This is a genomic window from Nocardia donostiensis (assembly GCF_002081715.1).
GTDB classification, from domain to species: Bacteria; Actinomycetota; Actinomycetes; order Mycobacteriales; family Mycobacteriaceae; genus Nocardia; species Nocardia donostiensis.
Genome location: NZ_MUKP01000014.1, coordinates 77,156 through 99,436 on the forward strand (window position 1 = coordinate 77,156; position 22,281 = coordinate 99,436).

At 67.2% G+C, this 22,281-nt stretch carries 19 protein-coding genes; 13 read left to right on the top strand and 6 right to left on the bottom strand.

Features of this window, described 5'->3' with window-relative positions; translation table 11 throughout:
* Window positions 1-134 precede the first annotated feature (134 nt).
* The 6 genes from clpB to B0T44_RS12020 all read left to right on the top strand — a co-directional run bounded on the left by clpB (window position 135) and on the right by B0T44_RS12020 (window position 7,254).
* Entirely contained in the window at window positions 135-2,690 is a 2,556-nt protein-coding gene (clpB, locus tag B0T44_RS11995) for an ATP-dependent chaperone ClpB (RefSeq protein WP_077115543.1), read from the top strand.
* A 105-nt stretch (window positions 2,691-2,795) separates the two neighbouring features.
* Window positions 2,796-3,620 (top strand): DUF5666 domain-containing protein, encoded by an 825-nt coding sequence (locus B0T44_RS12000; RefSeq protein WP_077115544.1) that lies wholly within the window; start codon window positions 2,796-2,798, stop codon window positions 3,618-3,620.
* A gap of 88 nt (window positions 3,621-3,708) precedes the next feature.
* Window positions 3,709-4,713 (top strand): TtfA family protein, encoded by a 1,005-nt coding sequence (locus B0T44_RS12005; protein ID WP_254854154.1) that lies wholly within the window; start codon window positions 3,709-3,711, stop codon window positions 4,711-4,713.
* A gap of 145 nt (window positions 4,714-4,858) precedes the next feature.
* On the top strand, window positions 4,859-5,407 hold the full coding sequence (gene pyrE, locus B0T44_RS12010; protein WP_077115546.1) for an orotate phosphoribosyltransferase: 549 nt from the start codon (window positions 4,859-4,861) through the stop codon (window positions 5,405-5,407).
* A 92-nt stretch (window positions 5,408-5,499) separates the two neighbouring features.
* Entirely contained in the window at window positions 5,500-6,558 is a 1,059-nt protein-coding gene (locus tag B0T44_RS12015) for a beta-ketoacyl-ACP synthase 3 (protein WP_077115547.1), read from the top strand.
* A 3-nt stretch (window positions 6,559-6,561) separates the two neighbouring features.
* Entirely contained in the window at window positions 6,562-7,254 is a 693-nt protein-coding gene (locus B0T44_RS12020; protein ID WP_077115548.1) for a lysoplasmalogenase, read from the top strand.
* Window positions 7,255-7,302: 48 nt separating this feature from the next.
* Here B0T44_RS12020 and B0T44_RS12025 read toward each other — a convergent pair whose 3' ends face one another.
* Both B0T44_RS12025 and B0T44_RS12030 read right to left on the bottom strand, forming a co-directional pair.
* A complete protein-coding gene (locus B0T44_RS12025; RefSeq protein ID WP_077115549.1) occupies window positions 7,303-7,965 on the bottom strand; it encodes a response regulator transcription factor in 663 nt (220 codons plus the stop codon).
* Entirely contained in the window at window positions 7,962-9,326 is a 1,365-nt protein-coding gene (locus tag B0T44_RS12030) for a sensor histidine kinase (protein WP_254854155.1), read from the bottom strand. The genes B0T44_RS12025 and B0T44_RS12030 overlap by 4 nt, the downstream gene beginning before the upstream one ends.
* 189 nt (window positions 9,327-9,515) lie before the next feature.
* Here B0T44_RS12030 and B0T44_RS12035 point away from each other — a divergent pair, with 189 nt between their 5' ends.
* Together B0T44_RS12035 and B0T44_RS12040 are read left to right on the top strand one after the other, a co-directional pair.
* Complete coding sequence (locus B0T44_RS12035; RefSeq protein ID WP_077115697.1) at window positions 9,516-10,223, top strand: TrmH family RNA methyltransferase; 708 nt, start codon at window positions 9,516-9,518, stop codon at window positions 10,221-10,223.
* A gap of 184 nt (window positions 10,224-10,407) precedes the next feature.
* A complete protein-coding gene (locus tag B0T44_RS12040; RefSeq protein WP_077115550.1) occupies window positions 10,408-11,517 on the top strand; it encodes a glycoside hydrolase family 76 protein in 1,110 nt (369 codons plus the stop codon).
* Between the two features lie 18 nt (window positions 11,518-11,535).
* Here the strand turns inward: B0T44_RS12040 and B0T44_RS12045 are convergent, their stop codons facing one another.
* Both B0T44_RS12045 and B0T44_RS12050 read right to left on the bottom strand, forming a co-directional pair.
* A complete protein-coding gene (locus tag B0T44_RS12045; protein ID WP_077115551.1) occupies window positions 11,536-12,216 on the bottom strand; it encodes a DedA family protein in 681 nt (226 codons plus the stop codon).
* A gap of 9 nt (window positions 12,217-12,225) precedes the next feature.
* A complete protein-coding gene (locus B0T44_RS12050; protein WP_139347717.1) occupies window positions 12,226-12,414 on the bottom strand; it encodes a hypothetical protein in 189 nt (62 codons plus the stop codon).
* A 144-nt stretch (window positions 12,415-12,558) separates the two neighbouring features.
* On the opposite strand from B0T44_RS12050, the gene fbaA reads away from it, so the two are divergent.
* The 3 genes from fbaA (at window position 12,559) to B0T44_RS12065 (ending at window position 16,558) form a co-directional block, all read left to right on the top strand.
* The gene (fbaA, locus tag B0T44_RS12055; RefSeq protein ID WP_077115553.1) at window positions 12,559-13,593 is read left to right on the top strand and encodes a class II fructose-bisphosphate aldolase; all 1,035 of its coding nucleotides are present in this window, start codon (window positions 12,559-12,561) and stop codon (window positions 13,591-13,593) included.
* 22 nt (window positions 13,594-13,615) lie between these two features.
* The gene (locus B0T44_RS12060) at window positions 13,616-14,734 is read left to right on the top strand and encodes a BTAD domain-containing putative transcriptional regulator (protein WP_077115554.1); all 1,119 of its coding nucleotides are present in this window, start codon (window positions 13,616-13,618) and stop codon (window positions 14,732-14,734) included.
* Between the two features lie 354 nt (window positions 14,735-15,088).
* Window positions 15,089-16,558 carry a glycoside hydrolase family 183 protein gene (locus B0T44_RS12065; RefSeq protein WP_077115555.1) on the top strand — a complete coding sequence of 490 codons (1,470 nt, stop codon included), beginning with the start codon at window positions 15,089-15,091 and terminating at the stop codon, window positions 16,556-16,558.
* Window positions 16,559-16,576: 18 nt separating this feature from the next.
* Here the strand turns inward: B0T44_RS12065 and B0T44_RS12070 are convergent, their stop codons facing one another.
* Complete coding sequence (locus B0T44_RS12070; RefSeq protein WP_077115556.1) at window positions 16,577-17,644, bottom strand: fused (3R)-hydroxyacyl-ACP dehydratase subunits HadA/HadB; 1,068 nt, start codon at window positions 17,642-17,644, stop codon at window positions 16,577-16,579.
* An 87-nt stretch (window positions 17,645-17,731) separates the two neighbouring features.
* Window positions 17,732-19,594 (bottom strand): Rv0361 family membrane protein, encoded by a 1,863-nt coding sequence (locus B0T44_RS28015; protein ID WP_254854156.1) that lies wholly within the window; start codon window positions 19,592-19,594, stop codon window positions 17,732-17,734.
* A 974-nt stretch (window positions 19,595-20,568) separates the two neighbouring features.
* Here B0T44_RS28015 and B0T44_RS12080 point away from each other — a divergent pair.
* Both B0T44_RS12080 and B0T44_RS12085 read left to right on the top strand, forming a co-directional pair.
* The gene (locus tag B0T44_RS12080) at window positions 20,569-21,012 is read left to right on the top strand and encodes a DUF3151 domain-containing protein (protein WP_077115557.1); all 444 of its coding nucleotides are present in this window, start codon (window positions 20,569-20,571) and stop codon (window positions 21,010-21,012) included.
* Between the two features lie 47 nt (window positions 21,013-21,059).
* Window positions 21,060-22,172 carry an FUSC family protein gene (locus B0T44_RS12085; protein ID WP_245839531.1) on the top strand — a complete coding sequence of 371 codons (1,113 nt, stop codon included), beginning with the start codon at window positions 21,060-21,062 and terminating at the stop codon, window positions 22,170-22,172.
* Window positions 22,173-22,281: the final 109 nt, after the last annotated feature.

The following is a 22,281-nucleotide window of genomic DNA, read 5'->3' on the forward strand; positions in this document are numbered from 1 at the left end:
AGGACCAGTAATTCAAACTTGAGCGGAACAGACTCAACCTTTTGAACGTTGAACGGTTAAGACACGGCACCCGCCCGCGACGATGGCGGCGCACCCGGTGCCGGGAAAGACATCGACAAGCAGGAAGGTGCTTCGTGGACTCGTTCAATCCCACCACCAAGACTCAGGCGGCGCTCACCGCCGCCCTCCAGGCCGCGTCCACGGCGGGCAACCCGGAGATCCGTCCGGCGCACTTGCTGGTGGCGTTGCTGGATCAGACCGACGGTATTGCCGCGCCCTTGCTCAAGGCCGTCGGCACCGATCCGGCCACAGTTCGCCGCGAGGCGCAGGACATCGTCGACCGACTGCCCCGCGCGACCGGCGCCACCACCGCACCACAACTCGGCCGCGAAGCGCTCGCCGCGATCACCGCGGCGCAACGGCTGGCCACCGAACTCGGTGACGAATACGTCTCCACCGAGCACGTCATGGTCGGCCTCGCCGACGGCGACTCCGACGTGACCATGCTGCTCACCAAATACGGCGCCACCGCGGCCGCGCTCCGCGAGGCATTCACCACCGTGCGTGGCAACGCCCGCGTCACCAACCCAGACCCTGAGGGCAGCTACCAGGCGCTGGAGAAGTACTCCACGGACCTCACCGACGCCGCACGTTCCGGCAAACTCGACCCGGTCATCGGGCGGGATACCGAAATCCGCCGCGTCGTCCAGGTGTTGAGCAGGCGCACCAAGAACAACCCGGTGCTCATCGGCGAACCCGGTGTCGGTAAAACCGCCATCGTCGAAGGACTTGCGCAGCGTATCGTCGCAGGCGACGTCCCGGAATCGCTGCGCGGCAAATCCGTGATCTCCCTCGACCTCGGCGCCATGGTGGCGGGCGCTAAATACCGCGGCGAATTCGAGGAACGGCTCAAGGCCGTACTCGAAGAGATCAAGAGCAGCGCCGGGCAGATCATCACTTTCATCGACGAGTTGCACACCATCGTCGGCGCAGGCGCCACCGGCGAATCCGCGATGGACGCCGGCAATATGATCAAACCGATGCTGGCCCGCGGCGAACTGCGCCTCGTCGGCGCTACCACCCTGGAGGAGTACCGCCAGCACATCGAAAAGGACGCCGCCCTGGAACGCCGCTTCCAGCAGGTGTTGATCGGTGAACCCTCGGTCGAGGACACCATCGGCATCCTGCGCGGTATCAAGGAACGCTACGAGGTGCACCACGGCGTACGGATCACCGACTCTGCGCTGGTCGCCGCCGCCGCCCTCAGCGACCGCTACATCACCTCGCGATTCCTGCCAGATAAGGCGATCGACCTGGTCGACGAATCTGCGTCCCGGCTGCGGATGGAAATCGACTCCCGGCCCGTGGAGATCGACGAGGTCGAACGCGCGGTGCGCAGGCTGGAAATCGAAGAGGTGGCGCTGAGCAAGGAAACCGACGAAGCCTCCAAACAGCGCCTGGAGAAACTGCGTTCCGAACTGGCCGACGACCGCGAAAAGCTCAACCAGCTGATGACCCGCTGGCAGAACGAGAAAAGCGCCATCGATCAGGTCCGCGTCCTCAAAGAGGAACTGGAATCACTGCGCGGCGCATCCGAACGCGCGGAACGCGACGGCGACCTCGGCAAGGCAGCCGAACTGCGCTACGGCCGCATCCCCAGCCTGGAAAAGCAGCTCGCCGAAGCCGAAAAAGCTTCGGGTGCTGCCGCCGACGGCGAGGTCATGCTCAAAGAAGAAGTCGGTCCCGACGATATCGCCGAAGTGATCTCGGCATGGACCGGAATCCCGGTCGGCAGGCTGTTGGAGGGCGAAACCCAGAAACTGCTGCGCATGGAAACCGAACTGGGACGCCGTGTGGTCGGGCAGACCGAAGCCGTACAGGCCGTCTCCGATGCGGTACGCCGCGCCCGCGCAGGTGTCGCCGACCCCAACCGGCCCACCGGATCGTTCATGTTCGTCGGCCCCACCGGCGTCGGTAAAACCGAACTCGCCAAAGCGCTCGCCGATTTCCTGTTCGACGACGAACGCGCCATGGTCCGCATCGATATGAGCGAATACAGCGAAAAGCACTCGGTGGCCCGGCTTATCGGCGCTCCGCCCGGATACGTCGGCTACGACCAGGGCGGTCAGCTCACCGAGGCCGTCCGGCGCAGGCCCTACACCGTGGTGCTGTTCGACGAGATCGAAAAAGCGCACCCCGATGTGTTCGACATCCTGCTCGCTGTCCTCGACGAAGGCAGGCTCACCGACGGCCAAGGACGCACAGTCGACTTCCGCAACACCATCCTCATCCTCACCTCCAATCTCGGTGCGGGCGGGGACAAGGAGTTCGTGATGAACGCCGTGCGATCGGCGTTCAAACCGGAATTCCTCAATCGGCTCGACGATGTGGTCATGTTCAGCTCGCTCGACGAGGAACAACTGGAGCAGATCGTCGATATTCAGCTCGATCAGCTGCAGAACCGGCTGGCGCAGCGCAGGTTGAAGCTGGATGTCAGCGATTCGGCGCGGTTCTGGCTGGCCGTGCGAGGCTACGACCCGGCATACGGTGCGCGGCCGCTGCGGAGGCTGATCCAGCAGTCCATCGGCGACACCTTGGCCAAGGAATTGCTGGCCGGGGAGGTTGCCGACGGGGACACGGTCAAGGTGAACGTGAGCCCCAACGGGGACAGCCTGCTGGTCGGCAGGTGAGACCGGTACCGGTCCCGGGGAGGGCGTGCCACGGGACCGGTACCCGAACCCGCAGGTGCGGCGAACTTCGGCGCATCCGGACACCGAACACATACGCTGGGGTATATGACCAACCCGAACGATCCCTGGGCGCGGCGGCCGGATGAGCCGACCGAACACCTGGGTCAGCCGGGGAAATCGGCGGCAGAATCGCTTGAACCGCTGCACACCAGCGATTACACGGAGGCCTACGGGCAGCCGGGGCAGCCGACCACGGCGTATCCGGGCAACGAGACATACCAGGCGTGGTCGCAGGGGCCGCACCCGACGCGGGAGTTGACCACCTACGACAGCGGCTGGGACGGCTCCGGAACTTACGGTTATGACCAGCAGGGGGTGCCGACCCAGCAGGCGTATCGCGCCGGGGCGTGGTCGCCGGGCAGTGGACCCCCGGAAGGTGGGCCGCCACGACCGCCGAAGCGCAATACCGGGCTGTGGATCGGGCTCGGACTGGCGGTGGTGCTGCTGGTCGGGCTGCTCGGCGTCTTCGCGGGACTGCTGTTCGGCGGGGATGACTCCGCAACCACCGCGAGCGAAACCGGCACCTCGCCGGTACCGACACAGGGCAGGCTGCCGGATCGGGGTACCGAGCCGAGTGAGCCGCCGCTGGTGTTCCCCAGCTACCCGGGTACAGAAGACCCGGGTAGCGCGGGTGCGGTGATGGGCAGGATCGATGCCAATGACGGCGCGACCCTCACGATCAGCTCGCTCGACGGGTCCGATGTCACGGTGCACACGGGGCCGGAAACACAGGTGATCTCGCTGGCGGGCACCTCGGTCACGGATCTGCCTGCCGGTGATCTGGTGGTCGTTCAGGGGGATCGGGCACCGGACGGGTCGATACACGCGCAGCTCATCATCAGTGCCGCGATGCCGGGCCCGGGACGATGAGCCACAATCGTGGTGACGGCACGATTCGCTGCGGCGCGCGGCGACGGTGCAGGGCAATCACCAGAACGGCTGGTTAGGCTAGGCGACGATGACGGCAATGTGGTTCGGGCTGGCGGCAATCGCTCTCGTAGGGGCGATCGTGCTGCTGTATTTCGACCGGCGGCAACGGCAGCGGACTGGTCATGCGCGCCAGGTGTGGGCGAAAGCTCAGGGATACACCTATGTATCGGTGGAGCCGACGCTCGCTTCGACCTGGCGCCGCGGTGCGCTGGCCAAACTCGGGTATCTGACCGCGGTCGACGTGGTGACCGGTATCCGCAAGGGCGAGAAGTTCGTGCTGCTCGACCTGGAGGATTCCGCGACGCTGGTCGCCGTCCGCAGGCAGATCGGCTCCGATATCGATGTGGATATGCGGTTGAAAACCGCGTCCCCGCCCAAGGACGCCGACCTGGAGCTGCTCGGCGCGATCGGTGACCGGGTCGTCTTCGCCACCAATCCCGAAATCGCCAGGCACGCCGTGGACCAGCGGATGGTGGCGTTCATCGAATCGCTGCCGGAAACCGTGCAGATGCTGTGGAGCGAGGGCAACTGGACCCTCGGCATGCTATCGGTCGGCACCACATCGAAGGACTGGGAGACCGCGATCGACGCGGTGCTGCGCCTGTCCGGTCTGCTGCATGTGCTGCCGCCGGTTTCCGAACCGCGCGACGAGCGCGAACCCCGTCCGCAGGCCCGCGGCCGTGGTCGCGTCGCCGGTGACGACGCCGACGATGCGCCCCGCGTCCGGATACGCCGCGAAGAGCCCCGCGACTACGACGACGAACATGACGACCGGCCCACCGGACGCGACCCCGAGACCCGCTTCGATCGTTCGCCGGAGCCGGAGGATCGTGACGAGCCCGCGGCGAACACCCGGCGCCGCCCCAGCCTCGCGGTGGTCCCCGGCTCCCGCGGCGGCAACCGTGCCGACCTCCGTGCCGACGGGGAACGTGGTGAACCGGCTGCCGACCTACCCGACGACGACGCGCCCCGTTTACCGGGCGGCCCGTTCCATCCCGGTTTCCGCCCCTACCAGGGACCGGTGCCGAGGTAACCCGATCGCGGCTCGCCGTCGCCGGACCACGCCGAACCGGGGACGACGCATACGGCAGCCGCCGCGCACACCGTATCCTTCACCAGGTGCTGGCGGGCTCGCCGAACCGCTGTGGCGCGAGGTGTCTACACGCGGAAGGACTCATATGATCGACCAGGCAACAACCGACCGGGACAGTTTGGCCGCTCTGGTGCGCGAGCTGGCTGTCGTGCACGGCAAGGTGACCCTGTCGTCAGGGAAGGAAGCCGACTACTACGTCGACCTGCGCCGCGCCACCCTGCACCACCGCGCCGGTCCGCTGATCGGCAAACTACTGCGCGAGCTGGTCGCCGACTGGGATTTCTCGGCCGTAGGCGGGCTGACCATGGGCGCCGACCCGGTCGCACTTGCCGTGATGCACGCACCCGGCCGCCCGATCGACGCGTTCGTGGTGCGTAAAGCCGCCAAAACACACGGTATGCAGCGGCAGATCGAAGGCCCCGATATCACCGGCAAACGGGTGCTGGTCGTCGAGGACACCACTACCACCGGAAATTCCCCGCTCACCGCGGTCCGGGCGCTGCGCGAGGCGGGTGCCACCGTCGTCGGGGTGGCGACCGTGGTGGATCGCGAAACCGGTGCAGATCAGGTCATCGCCGCGGAGGGACTGGAATACCGGTCTATTCTCGGTTTGACAGATCTGGCGCTGGGATGAGGCGCCCTCCGGGCTTGTGCTGACACTGGTTCGCCCTCCGATAGCCTGTTGACTGATTTTGTTCGGTAGTCGAAGGGTCGTGTGAGTTCGTCGTGGTGAGCATTGCAGGCAAGAAGGGACGCGACAATGTCGCAATGCTCGGTATCGGCGCCTACCGGCCGAAGCGGGTGGTCAGCAACGACGAAGTGTGCGAGGTCCTCGACTCCTCCGACGAATGGATCTACGAGCGCAGCGGTATCCGCAACCGCCGCTGGATCAGCGGTGACGAAACGCTGCGTTCCATCGCCGCCGCCGCAGGCGAGCGCGCGCTGAACAACAGCGGAATCGACCGCTCGAAGATCGGCGCCCTCATTTTGGCGACCTCGAGTTGGCCGATGCTGACCCCGCACGGCGCCCCCATCATCGCCAGCGATCTGGGCATCAACGGGATCCCCGCCTTCGATCTGGTGTCCGGCTGCGGCGGGTTCGGTTACGGCCTCGGGGTGGCCACCGATCTGATCCGCTCGGGTTCGGCGGAATATGTGCTGCTGATCGGCGCGGAAACGATGACGATCGGCATAGACCCCACCGACCGTGGGACGGCGTTCATCTTCGGTGACGGTGCGGGCGCGGTGGTCGTCGGGCCGAGCGAGGAGAACGGTATCTCCCCGACGGTGTGGGGCAGCGACGGCGAGAACGCGAGCGCGATCAGCCAGGACGTCAACTTCATCGACTACATGCAGCGCGCCCAGGAAATGCAGGGCACCGACCCGAAGGTGGAGCCGCTGGGCCGGATGTCGCTGCGAATGGAGGGACCGCGGGTGTTCCGCTGGGCGGCGGTCACGCTGCCGCGCGCACTGTCGGCCGCCCTGGATGTCGCCGGGGTGTCCAAGGACGATATCGAGGTGTTCATCCCGCACCAGGCCAATGCCAGGATCAACGAGCTGATGAAGAAGAACCTCGGCCTGGCCGACGAGATCCCGATGGCAGGCGATATCGAGAACACCGGCAACACCTCCGCCGCGTCGATTCCGCTGGCCATGGAGGAAATGCTGGTCACCGGCAAAGCCAAGGGCGGTCAGCTGGCGCTGCTGCTCGGATTCGGCGCCGGGTTGAGCTACGCGGGCCAGGTGGTCACCCTGCCGCCGGCCCCCAAAGAACCGAGCTTCTAGACCGTGCGCGCCTTCCGGGTGGGTTATCTCGCCGCCGCCGCGGTGACCGTCGCCGGTGCGGTCACCGGCCGAGACCGGCTGCAATGGTTCGCGAAGCCGTTGCTGATGCCGCTGCTGGCGGCCGATATCGCGCGCAACGGCACCGCGCTGGACCCGGTCGACCGTGGCCTGCTGCTGGGGTCGCTCGGCGCGGCCACCGTCGGTGATGTGCTGCTCATCGACCCGGACGACGACCGCCGCCTGGTGGCGGGCGCGTCGTCGTTCGCGGTCATGCAGACCGGTTACGCGGTGCTGTGGTCGCGCCGCGGTGCCAAACCGCGTCCCGCGATCGTCGCGCAGCGTGTGCTGGCCTGGCTGGGTGCGGGGGCGCTGCTGCGGGCGAAAGCCCCTGCGGTTGCCGTCCCACTCACCGCATACGGAGCGACCCTCGCCGTAGCGGGCACCCTCGCCTCCGATCCGGCTCTCGCACCCGCAGCGAAAAGCGTTGCCGGGCTGAATGTTCCGTCCGCCGACCCGCGCAGTCGGCTCGGCCTGGGTGCCCTGTTGTTCACGGTGTCCGACGGCCTGATCGTGCTGCGCCGCTTGTTCGCCCGCAGCTCCCGCTCCCGCCGCCTGACCGAGGGGGTCATCCTGGCGACCTACAGCGCCGCGCAATATCTGCTCGCCGACCCCGAGGCCCATACCGCGGCACGCTGACCGTCGCGGCGGTGAACGGTACGAACCGTCGTTTCCCGGCGGCTGCCCTCATCCCCTGAGGTGGAGCACGGCCAGCACCCGGCGATGATGGGTGTCCGACGGTGGCAAGTCCAACTTGGTGAAGATATTGCCGATGTGTTTTTCCACGGCGCGTTCGGTGACCGTAAGCGCGCGGGCAATGGCGATATTGGTCAGTCCCTGCGCCATGAGTTCGAGGACCTCCCGCTCACGCGGGGTCAGCCGGTCCAGCGCCTGCTGCTGGCGTGCCGCACCCATCAGTTGACTCACCACCTCCGGGTCCAGGGCGGTGCCGCCGGTCGCGACACGGTCCAGCGCGTCCAGGAAATCGGCGATATCGGCCACCCGGTCCTTGAGCAGATACCCGACGCCACCCGCGCCTCCTGCGAGCAGTTCGGTGGCATAGCGTGTCTCCACCCATTGGGAGAACACCAGCACCCCGGTCAGCGGGTATTTGCGGCGGAGTTCGATCGCCGCCAGCAGGCCCTCGTCGGTGAAACTCGGCGGCATCCGGACGTCGACGACCGCCACATCGGGTGCCTGTTCGCCCACGATATCGGCGAGGGTGGTGGTGTCGGAGACCATGGCCACCACCTCATGTCCGCGTTCGGCGAGCAGCCCGGCCAGACCGTCGCGGAGGATGGCGTTGTCCTCCGCGATCACCACACGCAGCGATGAACTGTTCGCGGTCATCCCTGCCCCGCTGCCGGGAGGGTGAGAGTGACGACGGTCGGGCCGCCGAGCGGGCTGTCGACGATGAGCTCACCGTCCACGGTCGCGGCCCTGGCGGCCAGCCCGGACAGGCCGCTGCCCACAACGGGCTCGCCGGGGGACGGCGCGCCGCCGATACCGTCGTCGCGCACGCTGACCGCGATACGCCCGGCCCCGGACGGCGCAACCGATACCCAGGCACGGGACGCTTCGGCGTGCTTCACGACGTTGGTCAGCAGTTCGGCGATGGAAAAGTACGCGATGGCCTCGATCGCCGGGCTCGGCCGCTCCGGCAGATACACCCGCAGCTCGACCGGTAACGAGCACCGCGCGGCGAGGGTTTCCAGCGCAGGCTGCAGTCCGAGCTCCAGGGCAGGCGGGTGAATACCGCGGACGAGTTCACGCAACTCGACCAGCGCCTCCTTGGATCCGGCGTGCGCCTGGGCGATGAGCTCGCTCGCGTCGCCGCCCTGCGCTACCCGTTCCTCGGCACGACCGAGCGCCATCGCGATGGTGACCAGCCTGGCCTGGGTGCCGTCGTGCAGATCGCGCTCCAGCTTGCGCAGGGTGGCCGCGGAATCCTCGACCGCCACCCGGCGGCTTTCCTCCAACTGTGCCATCCGCTCGCGGTTGGTCGGCGTGAGCAGCGACGCGGCGGTCCACCGGTGTATCAGGCAGGTCAACCGGATCAGCCACGGCAGGACGAAACAACCGACGACGCCGATCGCGGCGAAGCCGAGCACCCGCGGCCAAGTGTCGAAGTAATAGTCGCCGAACTGCACCATCGAATGCCGTTCCACGCCGTCGGCGTCGATATTGGTGGGATGCAGCAGCACCCACGGGATCGGTGAGATTGCCGTGAAAACGGTCATCGCGGCGACAACCAACACGAAATAGCTGATCACCACACCCAGCACGGCCTGCACGAGCAAGAACGCCAGCGCCCGCCAGCTCGCCAGATCAGTGAACGCGCCCTTGGTGAACCCGAGCAGCCCGCGCTCGGGACGAAACAGCGGCGGCGCGGCCAGCTCGGTGTCCAGCAGGCTCCGGACCAGCGCGCGATGGACCTGACCCCAGACCCGGCCACCGAGCACCACCAGCGCGACCAGGGGAATCCCGATGATGGTCGCGGCAGCGAACGGGCTGAACACGGTTCCTAGGTAGAGGTACGTGACGCCGATCATGCCGAGGGGGAGCACGGCGACGAGGTAGGCGAGCTCTTTCCAAGTCCGTGCCTGGATCGGCGCCCGAAGCACCGTACGCAACGCATGTTGCGCGGACGGTTCCGGTTTCGCGGGCGCGGTGTCGAGCACCTGCGTGACGGCGGCGGAAGTATCGGTCATGCGCACCATGTTCTCGTTGAGACCGGCGGGGAATCGAGGGAGCTGTCCGGCGAAATAGTGGTGTAGCTGGCTACACCATCTGCGCTCCTGGCGTGAGCTATACGCGGCGTTCACCGTGCCGATCACGACCGACTGACCGTGCACACCGGCCCGGTGGCCGCGCGCAACCGTGGAATTAGCATCGTCGGAGTGACGAACCCAGTCCCGGAGACGACGCCGCAGGCGCCGGACCCGGCCGATGAGCAGCCAGGCCCGACTGAATGGGGTGAACACCCGCGTGGTGTCGGCCCGTGGATCGACGAGCATGGGACCCCGCCCCCGGACGATCCACGCCTGGATCCGATGCTGCTCGCCCAGGGGGACCGCCGCAATGTGGTCGATGCCTACCGGTACTGGACGCGGGAAGCGATCGTCGCCGATATCGACCGGCGCAGGCACCCGTTCCATGTGGCGATCGAGAACTTCGGCCACGATGCCAATATCGGGACCGTGGTCCGCACCGCCAATGCCTTCGCCGCGGCCGCGGTGCATATTGTGGGCCGCCGCCGCTGGAATCGGCGCGGGGCGATGGTGACCGACCGCTACCAGCACATCCGGCACCACCCCGGTATCGCCGAACTACTCGAATTCGCCGATGCCGAGGACCTCAGCGTTGTCGCGGTGGACAATGTGCCCGGTTCTGTCCCGCTGGAAACCGTGCGGCTGCCGCGCCGCTGCTTGCTGCTGTTCGGGCAGGAAGGCCCCGGTGTCACCGACGGCGCCCGCGAGGCCGCGGTGCTGACCGTTTCCATTGCCCAGTTCGGTTCCACCCGCAGTATCAACGCAGGGGTGGCCGCGGGGATCGCTATGCACACCTGGGTGCGCCAGCACGCCGACCTGACCGCGGCGTGGCCTTGAGCGTCGTCCGGGCACCGAACCGGCGAACAGCGTACGATTGCGCCTCGGATTCGTAACAATTCAGCGGCGGAAAACGGGTTTGGCCTGGCACCATTGTCCTATGACCTCGCGGAGCGACGATATCGGCGCGCCACGCCCCCAACCAGCCAGGGAGCGCAGGCCGCACGGGGAGGCGACCTCCGCGATGTGGTCCCAGCGCGCCGATGCGGCCGAGTCCGCGCTGCTGTCCCGGCATCTGCGACCGCTGTGGTGTTTGCCCGGCACGTCGCTCGGGGTGGTGGGCTGGCCTGCGACCAGACGCGAGCGTTTCTTCCTGACCTGGCACTACTGGTGGCAGGCTCATCTGATCGACTGCGCCACCGACGCGGCAACCAGGGCGCCGACACCCGCCAGGCGCAAGCGTATCGCCGCCATCATCCGCGCACACCGCATCCGCAACATCACCGGCTGGACCAACCGGTACTACGACGATATGGCCTGGCTGGCAATCGCCCTGGAACGCGCCGAACGCACCCAGGGCGCCGAACTGGCACGCGGTGGGCTGATCCAGCTGGAACGCCAGCTCTACGATGCGTGGGCACCCGAACAGGGCGGCGGAATCCCGTGGCGGGTCGGCTCGGACTATTTCAATGCGCCCGCCAACGGTCCCGCTGCGATCGCTTTGGCCCGGCTAGGCCGCTACGATCGCGCCGCCGAAATGGCCGACTGGATCGATACCGTGCTGCGCGATCGGGAAACCGGGCTGATCCTCGACGGTATCCACCTGCCGTCCGGCCAGGTCGAACGTCCGGTGTTCAGCTACTGCCAGGGGGTGGTGCTCGGCCTGGAAACCGAGCTCGCGGTGCGCACCGGCGCCCGCGAACATCTGGACCGGGTGCACCGGCTGCTCGGCGCCGTCGAGGAGTATCTGACCGACAACCTGGTAGTCACCGGCGGTGGCGGCGGGGACGGCGGCCTGTTCAACGGCATCCTGATCCGCTATCTCGCCACGGTGGCCCTCAGGCTGCCCGGTGAGCAACGCGAACAGGTCAGTGATCGGCATATCGCAGCAGCGATCGTCCGCGCATCGGCAACGGCCGCCTGGTCGAACCGGCTAGAGGTGGAGGCGGAACCGCTGTTCGGCCACGACTGGGGCAGGCCTGCCCGGCTGCCCGGCAGCAGCACGGGCGCGGGCCGCTTCACCGAGGGTGGCTCGGTGTCCCCCTCCAAGGTGCCGGAGCGGGATATGTCGGTGCAGCTGTCGGGCTGGATGCTGATGGAAGCCGCGTACGCCGTGAGCGCCGCCGGGCTGTGACCAGCACAACCAGCACGATCAGCGCTCCGGAACTGTTGCCGCGTCCAGATCGAAATCCTCGGCAGGCTGCGCCATCTCCCGCCGGTACTGTCGGATCCCGAGCGCGGTGCCGATGACCAACCCGGCCACCATCACCACGAGCACCACGGGCATCAGCCACGACACCCGCTGCAGGAAGTTACCCGCGTAGTAGCCGATCAACAGCAGCACCGGCGCCCAGATGATCGCACCGATGGTGCTGGCGATCGTGAACCTGCGATGGTCCATACCTGCCGCGCCGGCCACCATCGGGCACAGTGTGCGCACCCAGGGAATCCAGCGGGCGACGAGCACCGCGAAGAACCCGTGCCGTTGCAGCAGTTCCGCCACCCGGCTCAGGTTCTCGGTGTTGATGTAGCGGCCGTTCTTCCGTGCCACCAAATGTTGCCCGGTGCGCTCACCGACCACATAGCCGATCTGATTACCCGCGACAGCCGCGACCATCGCGCCCACCGACAACAGCCACACCTGTGCCTCGCCGGTCGCGTGTGAGGCCATGACCACGCCCGCGGTGATGAGCATCGAATCGCCCGGCAGGAAAAGGCCGAGGATGAACGCGCACTCCAGGAACACAAAAGTGAGCACCACTGTCCAAACCAGAGCGGGCCCCGCGGAGATCAGCGGTTCGAAACTGCCGAGAGCTTGGGGAGTAGACGCCATGGACACCTATCAGCGAACACTTTCCTTCGTCACGGGCACTCGTTCGGTTATCCGCTCTCCGCTGCGTGCGGCAGCACCGAGCAGAACGACGAACAGCACGGTGAGCAGGGAAAATCCGGTGAGCATGAGCATCGGGTCGAGCAACTCGACCGAGGCGAGTCTGCTTGTCACCGCGTCGGGGGCTGCCAGCGCAATCACCTGGACCACAGTACCGGGTGCCTGGCTATAGCTGCGGCCACGGCAGCGCAATCACTCCCCTGATACCGGGCGTGACCGTGCTGGCTTAGGGTATGGGCAGACATCAGACGCCCTCGTCTGCCGCACGACACGGAGGTCTTCACAGTGCCCATCGCGACTCCGGAGGTCTACGCCGAGATGCTCGGTCGGGCCAAGGCGAACTCCTTTGCCTTCCCTGCCATCAACTGCACCTCGTCCGAGACGATCAACGCAGCCATCAAAGGTTTCGCCGAAGCGGGCAGCGACGGCATCATCCAGTTCTCCACCGGTGGCGCGGAGTTCGGTTCCGGACAGGGCGTCAAGGACATGGTGACCGGTGCGGTCGCCCTGGCCGAGTTCGCGCATGTGGTGGCCGCCAAGTACGACGTCACCATCGCCCTGCACACCGACCACTGCCCCAAGGACAAACTGGACGGTTTCGTCCGGCCGCTGCTGGCCATCTCTCAGGAGCGAGTCAACGCCGGGCAGAACCCGCTGTTCCAGTCGCATATGTGGGACGGCTCGGCCATCCCGATCGACGAGAACCTGCAGATCGCCCAGGACCTGCTGAAGGCAGCCAAGTCGGCCAACATCATTCTCGAGGTCGAGATCGGCGTTGTCGGCGGTGAAGAGGACGGCGTCGAAGCGGAGATCAACGAGAAGCTCTACACCTCGCCCGCCGACTTCGAGAAGACCATCGACGCGCTCGGCGCAGGCGAGAACGGTAAATACCTGCTCGCCGCCACCTTCGGCAATGTGCACGGTGTGTACAAACCCGGCAATGTGGTGCTCAAGCCCGAGGTGCTGGCCGAAGGTCAGCGCGTGGCCGCCGCCAAGCTGGGCCTGGGCGCCGACGCGCAGCCGTTCGATTTCGTGTTCCACGGCGGTTCCGGCTCGCTGAAGTCCGAGATCGAGGATTCGCTGCGCTACGGCGTTGTCAAGATGAACGTCGACACCGACACCCAGTACGCGTTCACCCGCCCGGTGGCCGCGCATATGTTCTCCAACTACGACGGTGTGCTCAAGATCGACGGCGAGGTCGGCAACAAGAAGACCTACGACCCGCGCAGCTACCTGAAGAAGGCCGAACTGTCGATGGCGGAACGCGTCGTGGAGGCGTGCAACGACCTGAAGTCCGCGGGGCGTTCGATCAGCGCTTGATCCAGCGCTTCGCTCCCAGCACATGAGTTTAGAGGTTCGCGTGCTCGGGCCCGTGCAGCTGCTCGTCGGCGGTGAGCCGGTGGCAGTCGGCGGGCCCAAGCCGCGAGCGCTGCTGGCCGCCTTGGCGGTGAACCGGCGGCGCGCAGTGTCGTCGGTGGCCCTGGCCGATATGGTCTGGAACTCCGAACCCCCCGATTCCTACGTCGCCAGCCTGCAGGTGTTCGTCTCGAATATCCGCAAAGCGCTACGTAATTCGGGAATGGACCCGGCGCCGGTGCTGCGCACCGAATCATCGGGCTATCGACTCGAGATCACCGACGACGCCTGCGATCTGGGACGTTTCGAAGCGGCCAGAGATGCGGGCGCCCGCGCCGCCGCCTCAGGCGACCACACCTCGGCGGCGCATCTGTTCGCCGCGGCGCTTCGCGAATGGAACGGCCACGCGCTGGCAGACCTGGCCGGACTGCAGTTCGCCGACAGTTTCGCCACCGCAATGGATGAGGAGCGGTTGCTGGCCGCTTCCGCCCGCATCGACGCGGAAATCGCCTGCGGGCGCGCCTCGTCGGTTATCGGGGAACTGGTGTCGATGACTACCGAGCATCCGCTGCGGGAACCGCTGTGGGGCCAGTTGATCACGGCGCTGTACCTTTCCGGGCGGCAGGCCGACGCACTCGATGCCTGCCGCCGGGTACGCACCGTACTTGCCGACGAACTCGGTATCGATCCGGGACCGCAGCTGACCGAACTGGAGCAGCGAGTACTGCGCCAGGAACCGCTGAATACGGTGGAATTCCAACGCGCGGAGCGGCTGTCGGCGGCGATGGTCGAGACGGTGACCGAAGTACCGCGCACTGTGCGCAGCGGACAGCTGCGGTTGCCCGACGGCAGGCTGGCAGTGGTCGCGCCCGCCGGTATGCGGATCGGCCGGATGACCGATAACGACCTGGTGCTCGACGATCCCAAGGCCAGCCGGTACCACGCGCAGATCGTGCCGAGCCGGGTCGGATTGCTGATCAAGGACCTGCATTCGGCCAACGGCGTCTACGTCAACGAACAGCCGGTCGATGAGTCGGCGCTGCTGTCGGACGGCGATAAGATCCGCATCGGCTCGACCGTGCTGGTTTTCCAGGCGGCGCGATAAGCGTACGCGTACCTCCGCATTCGCTCCGGCCATGCGCATCAAGGCGCACCTTCTGGATACGTGCGGCTGTGCGTGGTCTGCCTATCTGCCGCCTTCGCTTCGGGCGTGCGGGCTGTGTAGCTCCGCCTTCGCTTCGGCCATGCGCTTTTAGGCGTAGTTGTGCATTTGCTGCGGCCCGTGCGTGACCGCTTTGCAGCAGGCTCTGGCTTGCGGGGCATCGGGGGTGGTGGCATTGGTTGTCGTGTGGCGTGCGGCTCGTGTGCAGGTCCCCGATATGTCTCGGTAGCGGAGGTATGGTCTGTCGCTGGTGCGGGGTGTCCTGTGGCGGTGCTTCGGCGAATCGAAGGGCGGACCATGACCAGGCGGCTGATGGCGGTGCTCAGTGCGGTGGTGTTCGGGGCGGGGTTGTGTGCCGAATTCCCGGTTGCGGGAGCAGACCCCGAGACGTCTGGTATCGCTGTCGGTGTTGTGGGCAGTGGGCCGTGCGCGAGCGATCCTGCGCCGGTGCATGAATCGCTGATCCCGGACGAACTCGAGGTGCCGATCCCGTACCCGGTGGTCACTGTGCTGGCGCCCCCGCCGCCGGAACCGGAGCCGATCCGGACCTCGATGACGTTGCCGCCGGACCCGTGCACCGACCCCTGCCCTGATCTCACCAACCAGCCGGAACCGCCGCCGAGCCTGGCCGACCAGCTCGGCATCCCGGAAATCCTGTTGAGCCCCAAACCATTCCACTTCGCCATACCAGGACCCGGCCCAGATCCGGGACCGGCGGAGCCACCACCACCGCCGGTCACGCCGCCGGTCGAGGACGCCCCGCTCAGCCCGGCGCGGCCCGCACCGAAGGTCGGCGCGGTCCGGGAGGTCGCCAAGCAGACCGGCGCGCATTCGGTGAACCGGACCGATAAACGCTGGCAGGTGTACGGCACCGACTTGGGCATCATGTGGGAAAGCGCGCCGGGGGAGATCGCGACCGCGTTCGGCGATACCGTCGGCCGGGGTTTCCATCCGCCGGGCGGTATGGGTGGGGACTGGCGCAGCAACGTGCTCGCGTTCAGCACCGACCGGAAACTCGACGACGGTATGAGCTACGACCGGATGGTCACCGACGGCCGCTGCCACGCCGCCGAGGTGCTTTCCAGCCGCAAACTCGACAACGTCGAGGTCACCACCATCCCCACTTCGGGTTTCGCCCTGGGCGACCGGCAGTACCTGAGCTATATGTCGATCCGCACCTGGAACAGCCTGCCCGGCACATTCTTCACCAACTACGGCGGTATCGCCTACTCCGACGACGGCGGCCAGACCTGGACCAAGGATCCGCACGCCCGATGGGACAATATTTTCGGGCTGGCGAACTTCCAGGTCAGCGCCATGGTTCCGCAGGGCGGCTATGTCTACATGTTCGGCACCCCCAACACCCGCCTGGGCTCCGTGGGGTTGGCCAGGGTGCCCGAAGACGAGATCCTCAACACCACCGCCTACCAGTATTGGCGCGACGGCACGTGGACACCGATCGGCGGAGCAGCGGAGGCGGTACCGGTGGTCGACGGTCCGGCCGGGGAGCTATCGGTCCGCTACGACAGCGGTCGTGGTGTCTGGCAGATGAGCTACCTCGACACCGCGCAGGCCGCGATCGTGGTGCGTGAGGCGGATTCACCGCAGGGCGTGTGGTCGCCGGGCACCCCGATGGTGAGTGTCCTCGATTATCCGGAGCTATACGGCGGGTTCATCCACCCGTGGTCGTCGGGTGCGGACCTGTACTTCAACATCAGCACCTGGAACGACTACAACGTCTACTTGATGCATGCGACCCTGCACTAGGGCGGCGCTGCACCGGGCTCAGGAGAACCGGACCTCGGCAATGGCTCGGCCGAAGATCTTGCGACCACCGGATCGCCCGCCGAGCACGACCGTCGCCATGCGCTGATCGGGGTCGAGCGCCTTGATCTTGCCGGTGAAATCGATAACGCTCGGTGTGGCGGCGGCGACCGGTACGAAACCGGCGAAACGTACGCTGAGCTTTTCGATCGCGGTCGGATCGTCGAGCCAGGAGGCCAGCTGACCGGCTGCAAGCCCCATGGTCAGCAGTCCGTGTGCCACCACGTCAGGCAATCCCGCCACACTCGCGGCGTGCTCGCTGAAATGGATGGGGTTCGCATCGGCGGAAACGCCCGCATAGTTGACCAGGTCGCCGCGGGTCAGTTCGACAGTGCCCAGCGCCAGTTCGTCGCCGACGGACAGCGTGTCGAAGTCGACGGCGGTGTGCACCGGCAGACGCGGCGGGACCGGGACGGGCGCGTCGGCGGGCCGCGGTTCGAGCTCGACGAGCAGGTCTAGCTCGTCCAGCCCCGCGGCGGCACGGGCCGGGCGGTGGCCGTGCATCATGATGTTCTCGATGGCCTCGGCCACCCGCGGGTCGGTCTGCGCCCCCCGGCGCGCTACGACCGTGGTGGAACCGACAACCGCGGGCTCGTCGTCCTGATTGCTCAGCACGAATGAGATATGAATGAAATCGCCGTCACCGAACTGGCGGATCGAGGTGATCTCCACCTCGCTGACGATCCGATCGCCCGCCAGCATGGGCCGGTGCATATAGAACACCTGATCGGTCTGCAGCACCTGCGACAGGTCGTAGTCGGTGAGCACCGAATCCAACAGCGCAGAGGTCGCGGCCATCCCGATCACCGACGGAAAGGTGGGCGGCGCGATGAGGGCGTCGTAGCCGAGTTCGCTCGCCCGCTCTTCCTGCCGATGCGCCGGATGGCGGTTCTGCACGGCGCGGGCGAATTCCCGGATCTTTTCGCGGCCGACTTCGTAATGGTCGCGGACCCGGAAACGTCGTCCATTCAGTGCCGCCGCCGGCACAACCTCGGCGCCCGGCTCCTTCGAAGCTTGCTGCCTGCCCATGATCTGCGCATGCTACTGACGAACCGGGCCACCGACCAGACAGGCACAGTCGAACTGTGACCTTCGATACCGGATCTTGTTCCACGGTTACGGAGTGCCTGCGGGCGGATCACACACCTTCCAGCCGTCGTCGGTGTGTTGCAGATCGAAAGTCCGCGCCGACGTCGCCGGATCGGCCTCGGTATGCACCGTGGCCTGCGCGATCGCCGTGTTGTCGGTGATCCGGATGGCGTCCACGCTGGTTACCTCGGGGATGGAACCCTGCTCCACCGACTGCTGGTGCACACCGGCGAACTGGTCCTCGCTCAACCCCTGGTAGAAGTCGTGCAGCGACCCGCACGTCGCGGAACGCAGCGCCGCCAGATCACCGTCCTCCAGCGCCTGAGTGTAGGAGGTGATGACGTTGCGGATCTGCGCCTGCGGGGAATCGTCACCCGAACCGACCACCAGCGCCGCAATCAGCGCGACCACGAGCACTGCCGCGGCCCCGGCCACGATCAGCCACCGTTTCGGTTTACCGCCCCCGGCCGCCGGTTCGGCAGCAGTGGGCGCGGGACCGACCCGCTGCGGTTGTGCCAGATGCGGTTGTGGACGCGGACCGCTCACCTGGTGTGCCGCCACCGTCGGCTGTATATCCGCGGGGGAAGGAGCAGAAGCCTGCGGCCGTGGCGCGCCCTGATGCGGCGGCCGATTCGGCGGCTGCTGCGACACACTCGGACGCTGCTGCGGACCACCTGGGCCCGGCTGCGGGCCCGGACCCGACTGCTTGGGTCCGGGCGCCGGTCGCGGCGTACTCGGTGGTTTCGACAGCGCCTGCCGCGGCCCGCCGCTCACCCGATCCGTACCGCTGTGCCCCTGCGGCCCAGGCTTCTTGGCATCGGCCATATTGATCCGCTCGGTGCGCCCGGCGTCGGGACGCTGCACCGGGAGCGCCATGGTTTCGGCATCGGCGGAGCCGACGATCGGCAGCACCATCGTCTTCGCATCGGGCGAAGCGTTGTCGCCGGTGGCTGCCGGCTCGTCACCGGGCCCGCTGCCGGCCTCTGCTGCCGTGGAGGGGGCGGCGTCCTTTCGGTCACCCTGGTCCCCAGGTTTCGGCCCGGCTGCTTCCGGCCCGCCGCTCGCCTCGGGTTCGCTGCCTTCGGTCGCCGGCCGTGCGTTCGCAGCGCCCTTGCCCGGTCCACCCGCGGTGCCGGATCCGCGGTTCGGTGCGCCGGTTTGCGTGCCCGTTTCCGATGGCGCGCCGGTACTCGCTGTTCCGCGGTCGCCGGAGCCGCCTGGCGTGTTCGGGGAGCCCACGCCGCCCTGCTTGCCCGACCGGGCAGGATCGCTCGCCCCGGCGGGGGCGCCTCTGCTGCCAGCATCGGCTCGGCCCGTCTCTGCGGCCCAAGGGCTGTTCTTCAGGCTGTTCCCGCCGGGTTTACCGGAACCCTGTTCGGTGCTCTGGGCGGCCACCTCTGCTGTGTCAGCCTCCGAGCCTTCGGCCGTACCGCTCGGCCCGGTTTTCGCGCCCGGATCGGCCGCAGGACCGGCGTTCGACACCTGCGAGCCGCTGTTTCCTGCTGTTTCCGCTGCCCGCCCGGCGCTGCTCGGCCCGGTTTTCGCGGTATCCGACAGAGTCTGCGATCGTTCACCCGCGCTCTTCGCCCGGCCCGGTCCGTCACCGCCCGCCTGCTCCGCTTTGGGGATGGCGACAGTGGCCGCGGTCTCGTTGCTCGCGCTCTGACCAGTGGTCGCTTTGCCGCCGGTCCCCCCGAACCGCGGCCCACTGCCCGCTACTGCCTTTCCGCTTCCTGCCGCGGGACCACTCGCGGGAGCCGCCGCACCGCCTGCCGTATCGCCACTGCCCAGACCGGAATTGCCGGAACCGGGTCGGTCACCGGTTGTCGGGGACGGCTTGCCGCTGCTCGAGGCGGGATTGCTGTGGTCGGATTGGTTACCGGCCGCCATTGACGGCTTGTCGCCGCCTGGTGCGGGATTACTGGAGTCGGGTTGGTTGCCGGTTGCGGGTGTCGGCTTTGCGCTGTCTGGGGTGGGGTTGCTGATGCTGGGTTGGTTACCGGCCGTCGGCGACGGGCTGCCAACGTTTGGGGCGGGGTTGCCGGAAGCGGGTTGGTTACCGGTCGCGGGTGTCGGCTTGCCACCACTTGGTGCGGGATTACCGAAAGCGGGTCGGCTACCGGCTGTGGGTGTCGGCTTGCCACTGCCCGGGGCAGGGTTGCCGGGAGCGGGTCGGTTACCGGCCGCCATCGACGGCTTGTCGCCGCCTGGTGCGGGATTACTGGAGCCGGGTTGGTTGCCGGTTGCGGGTGTCGGCTTTGCGCTGCCTGGGGTGGGGTTGCTGGTGCCGGGTCGGTTACCGGCCGCCATTGACGGCTTACCAACGCTTGGTGCGGGATTACCGGAAGCGGGTCGGTTGCCGGTTGCGGGTGACGGCTTGCCGCTGCCCGCGCCGGGGTGCGCGATCGACGGGATGGGACGGCCGGAAGGCTTGCTCGCGGCTTGTTCGTGGATTTCCTTGGTCGGCGCATCCGGGTTGATCTGACCAGCGCTCGGCGCACCCTTGCCTGCTGCGCGGGCATCGCGAGCCGAGCCGGTGGCGGGGAGGGCTTCGGTCGTCGCGTCCTCCCGCTTGCCGCCAGGGTCCGCCGCGTCGCTGGGTTTCGCCGCTTGGTCCTGTTTGCCCTGGGCAGGGCGCTGAGGAGACCCGCCGGAGCTTCCGGGGGTGCCTGCCTGCGACGTCCGGTCTACAGAAGACGATGTGCGCGTGTCGTCACGCGCCGGTATGTCGGAGTCGGCGCGGTCACGCATCGTTTTCTGGTCGTCGTTCCGGTCGGACACCACTACCCCTCGCTGAAGCAGAACATTGTGAAGTCGATGGCCAGCCTATCGAGCCTCGGGACAACCGGTGCACAATGAAGCCCATGACCTCGTTCGGTGACCTGCTCGGCCCGCAACCGGTACTGCTACCGGAGAACTCCGATGCCGAAGACGCCCTGATCGAAGGCGTGGATCCGGCCCGGGTAGCGGCCGACCATCCCGCCGCATCGATCGCATGGGCGTATCTGGCCGAAGCCGCCCTAGCCCGCGCCGCAAACGACGCCGAACCGATCAACCACGATGTGGTGGCTGCGTATGCGTTCGCCCGCACCGGTTATCACCGCGGCCTCGACCTGCTGCGCCGCAGCGGGTGGAAGGGTTTCGGCCCGGTGCCGTGGAGCCATGAACCCAACCGTGGTTTCCTGCGCAGCGTCGGCGCGCTCGCCAAAGCGGCACGCGCCGTCGGCGAAACCGATGAGTACGCCCGCTGCCTCGACCTGTTGGAAGACTGCGACCCCCAGGCCGCGAGCCAGCTGGGACTCGACTGATCGCTGCCTTGTCCTACGGAAATTCCCGGATAGCCACACTCGCCAGGGTGGGAAGCGCAAACCGATTGCGCCGATCCCTGACCCGGCTGCGGCTGTCTGCGCTGCCGATCCTGCAATGTGCAGTCGGCGCATCCCTTGCCTGGTTCCTCGCCAAAGAAGTGGTCGGGCACCAACTGCCCTTCTTCGCGCCCACCGCCGCGGTGGTGTCCATCGGCATCTCCTTCGGAGCGCGGCTGCGGCGCTCGGTGGAGCTGGTGGTCGGGGTCGCGGTCGGTATCGGCATCGGCGACCTGTTCATCTCGCAAGTCGGCACAGGAACATGGCAGATCGCGCTGGTGGTGGCCATCGCGATGGGTTTGGCCGTGTTCATGGACGGCGGCACGATCATCGCCATGCAGGCTTCCGGATCGGCGGTGCTGGTCGCGACCCTGATGCCGCCGGAAGCGGGCGGCGGTTTCTCCCGCATGATCGACGCCTTGATCGGCGGCCTGGTCGGAGTGGTCGTGGTGGCCGCCATCCCGCTGCACCCGGTGCGCCGCGCCCGCGAGCACGCCGCCGCGGTCCTCGGCGTGATGAGCAAGGCACTGTCCGAAGGTGCGGCGGGCCTGCTCGAACAGGACCCGCAGAAACTGCATGACGCGCTCACCGCGGTACGCGCCACCCAACCACAGCTCGACGCCTTGCGTAGATCGCTGGAAGGCGGCAGGGAAATCAGCCGGATTTCACCCCTGTACTGGAATTCGCGTAAACGACTGGAAAACATCAGAACCGCTGCGGACCCGCTCGACAACGCCGTCCGCAACACCCGAGTGCTGCTGCGCCGCTCGCTCACCCTGGTCCGCGATGACGAAATCCTCGACCCGCGCATGATCGACATGGTGCAGCAGCTGTCCGATGCGGTGGACGTGCTGCGCCAGGTGATGCTGGCCGACCCCGGAGAACAACCCGACCGTGCCGAAGGAGCGCGAGTGCTGCGCAGCATCGCCAAACAAGCCCAACCAGACCTGGTAGCGGGCGCGGGCCTGTCTGCGCATGTCGTTTTCGCGCAGATCCGGTCCACGCTGGTCGATCTGATGCAGGTATGCGGTCTGCAACGTATTTCGGCGATCGCGCTGCTCCCGCCGACCGTCTCCAACCCCTATGTGACTCCCCGTAATTGAGTTTGCGCGAGCATCCGGACTACTCAACCGATTCCGGATGACCGGCCGAAATGCGCGTGTAGCCGCGTCCGACGCAGCAGGCGTACCTGATCTTCGCGTAGTCCACTAC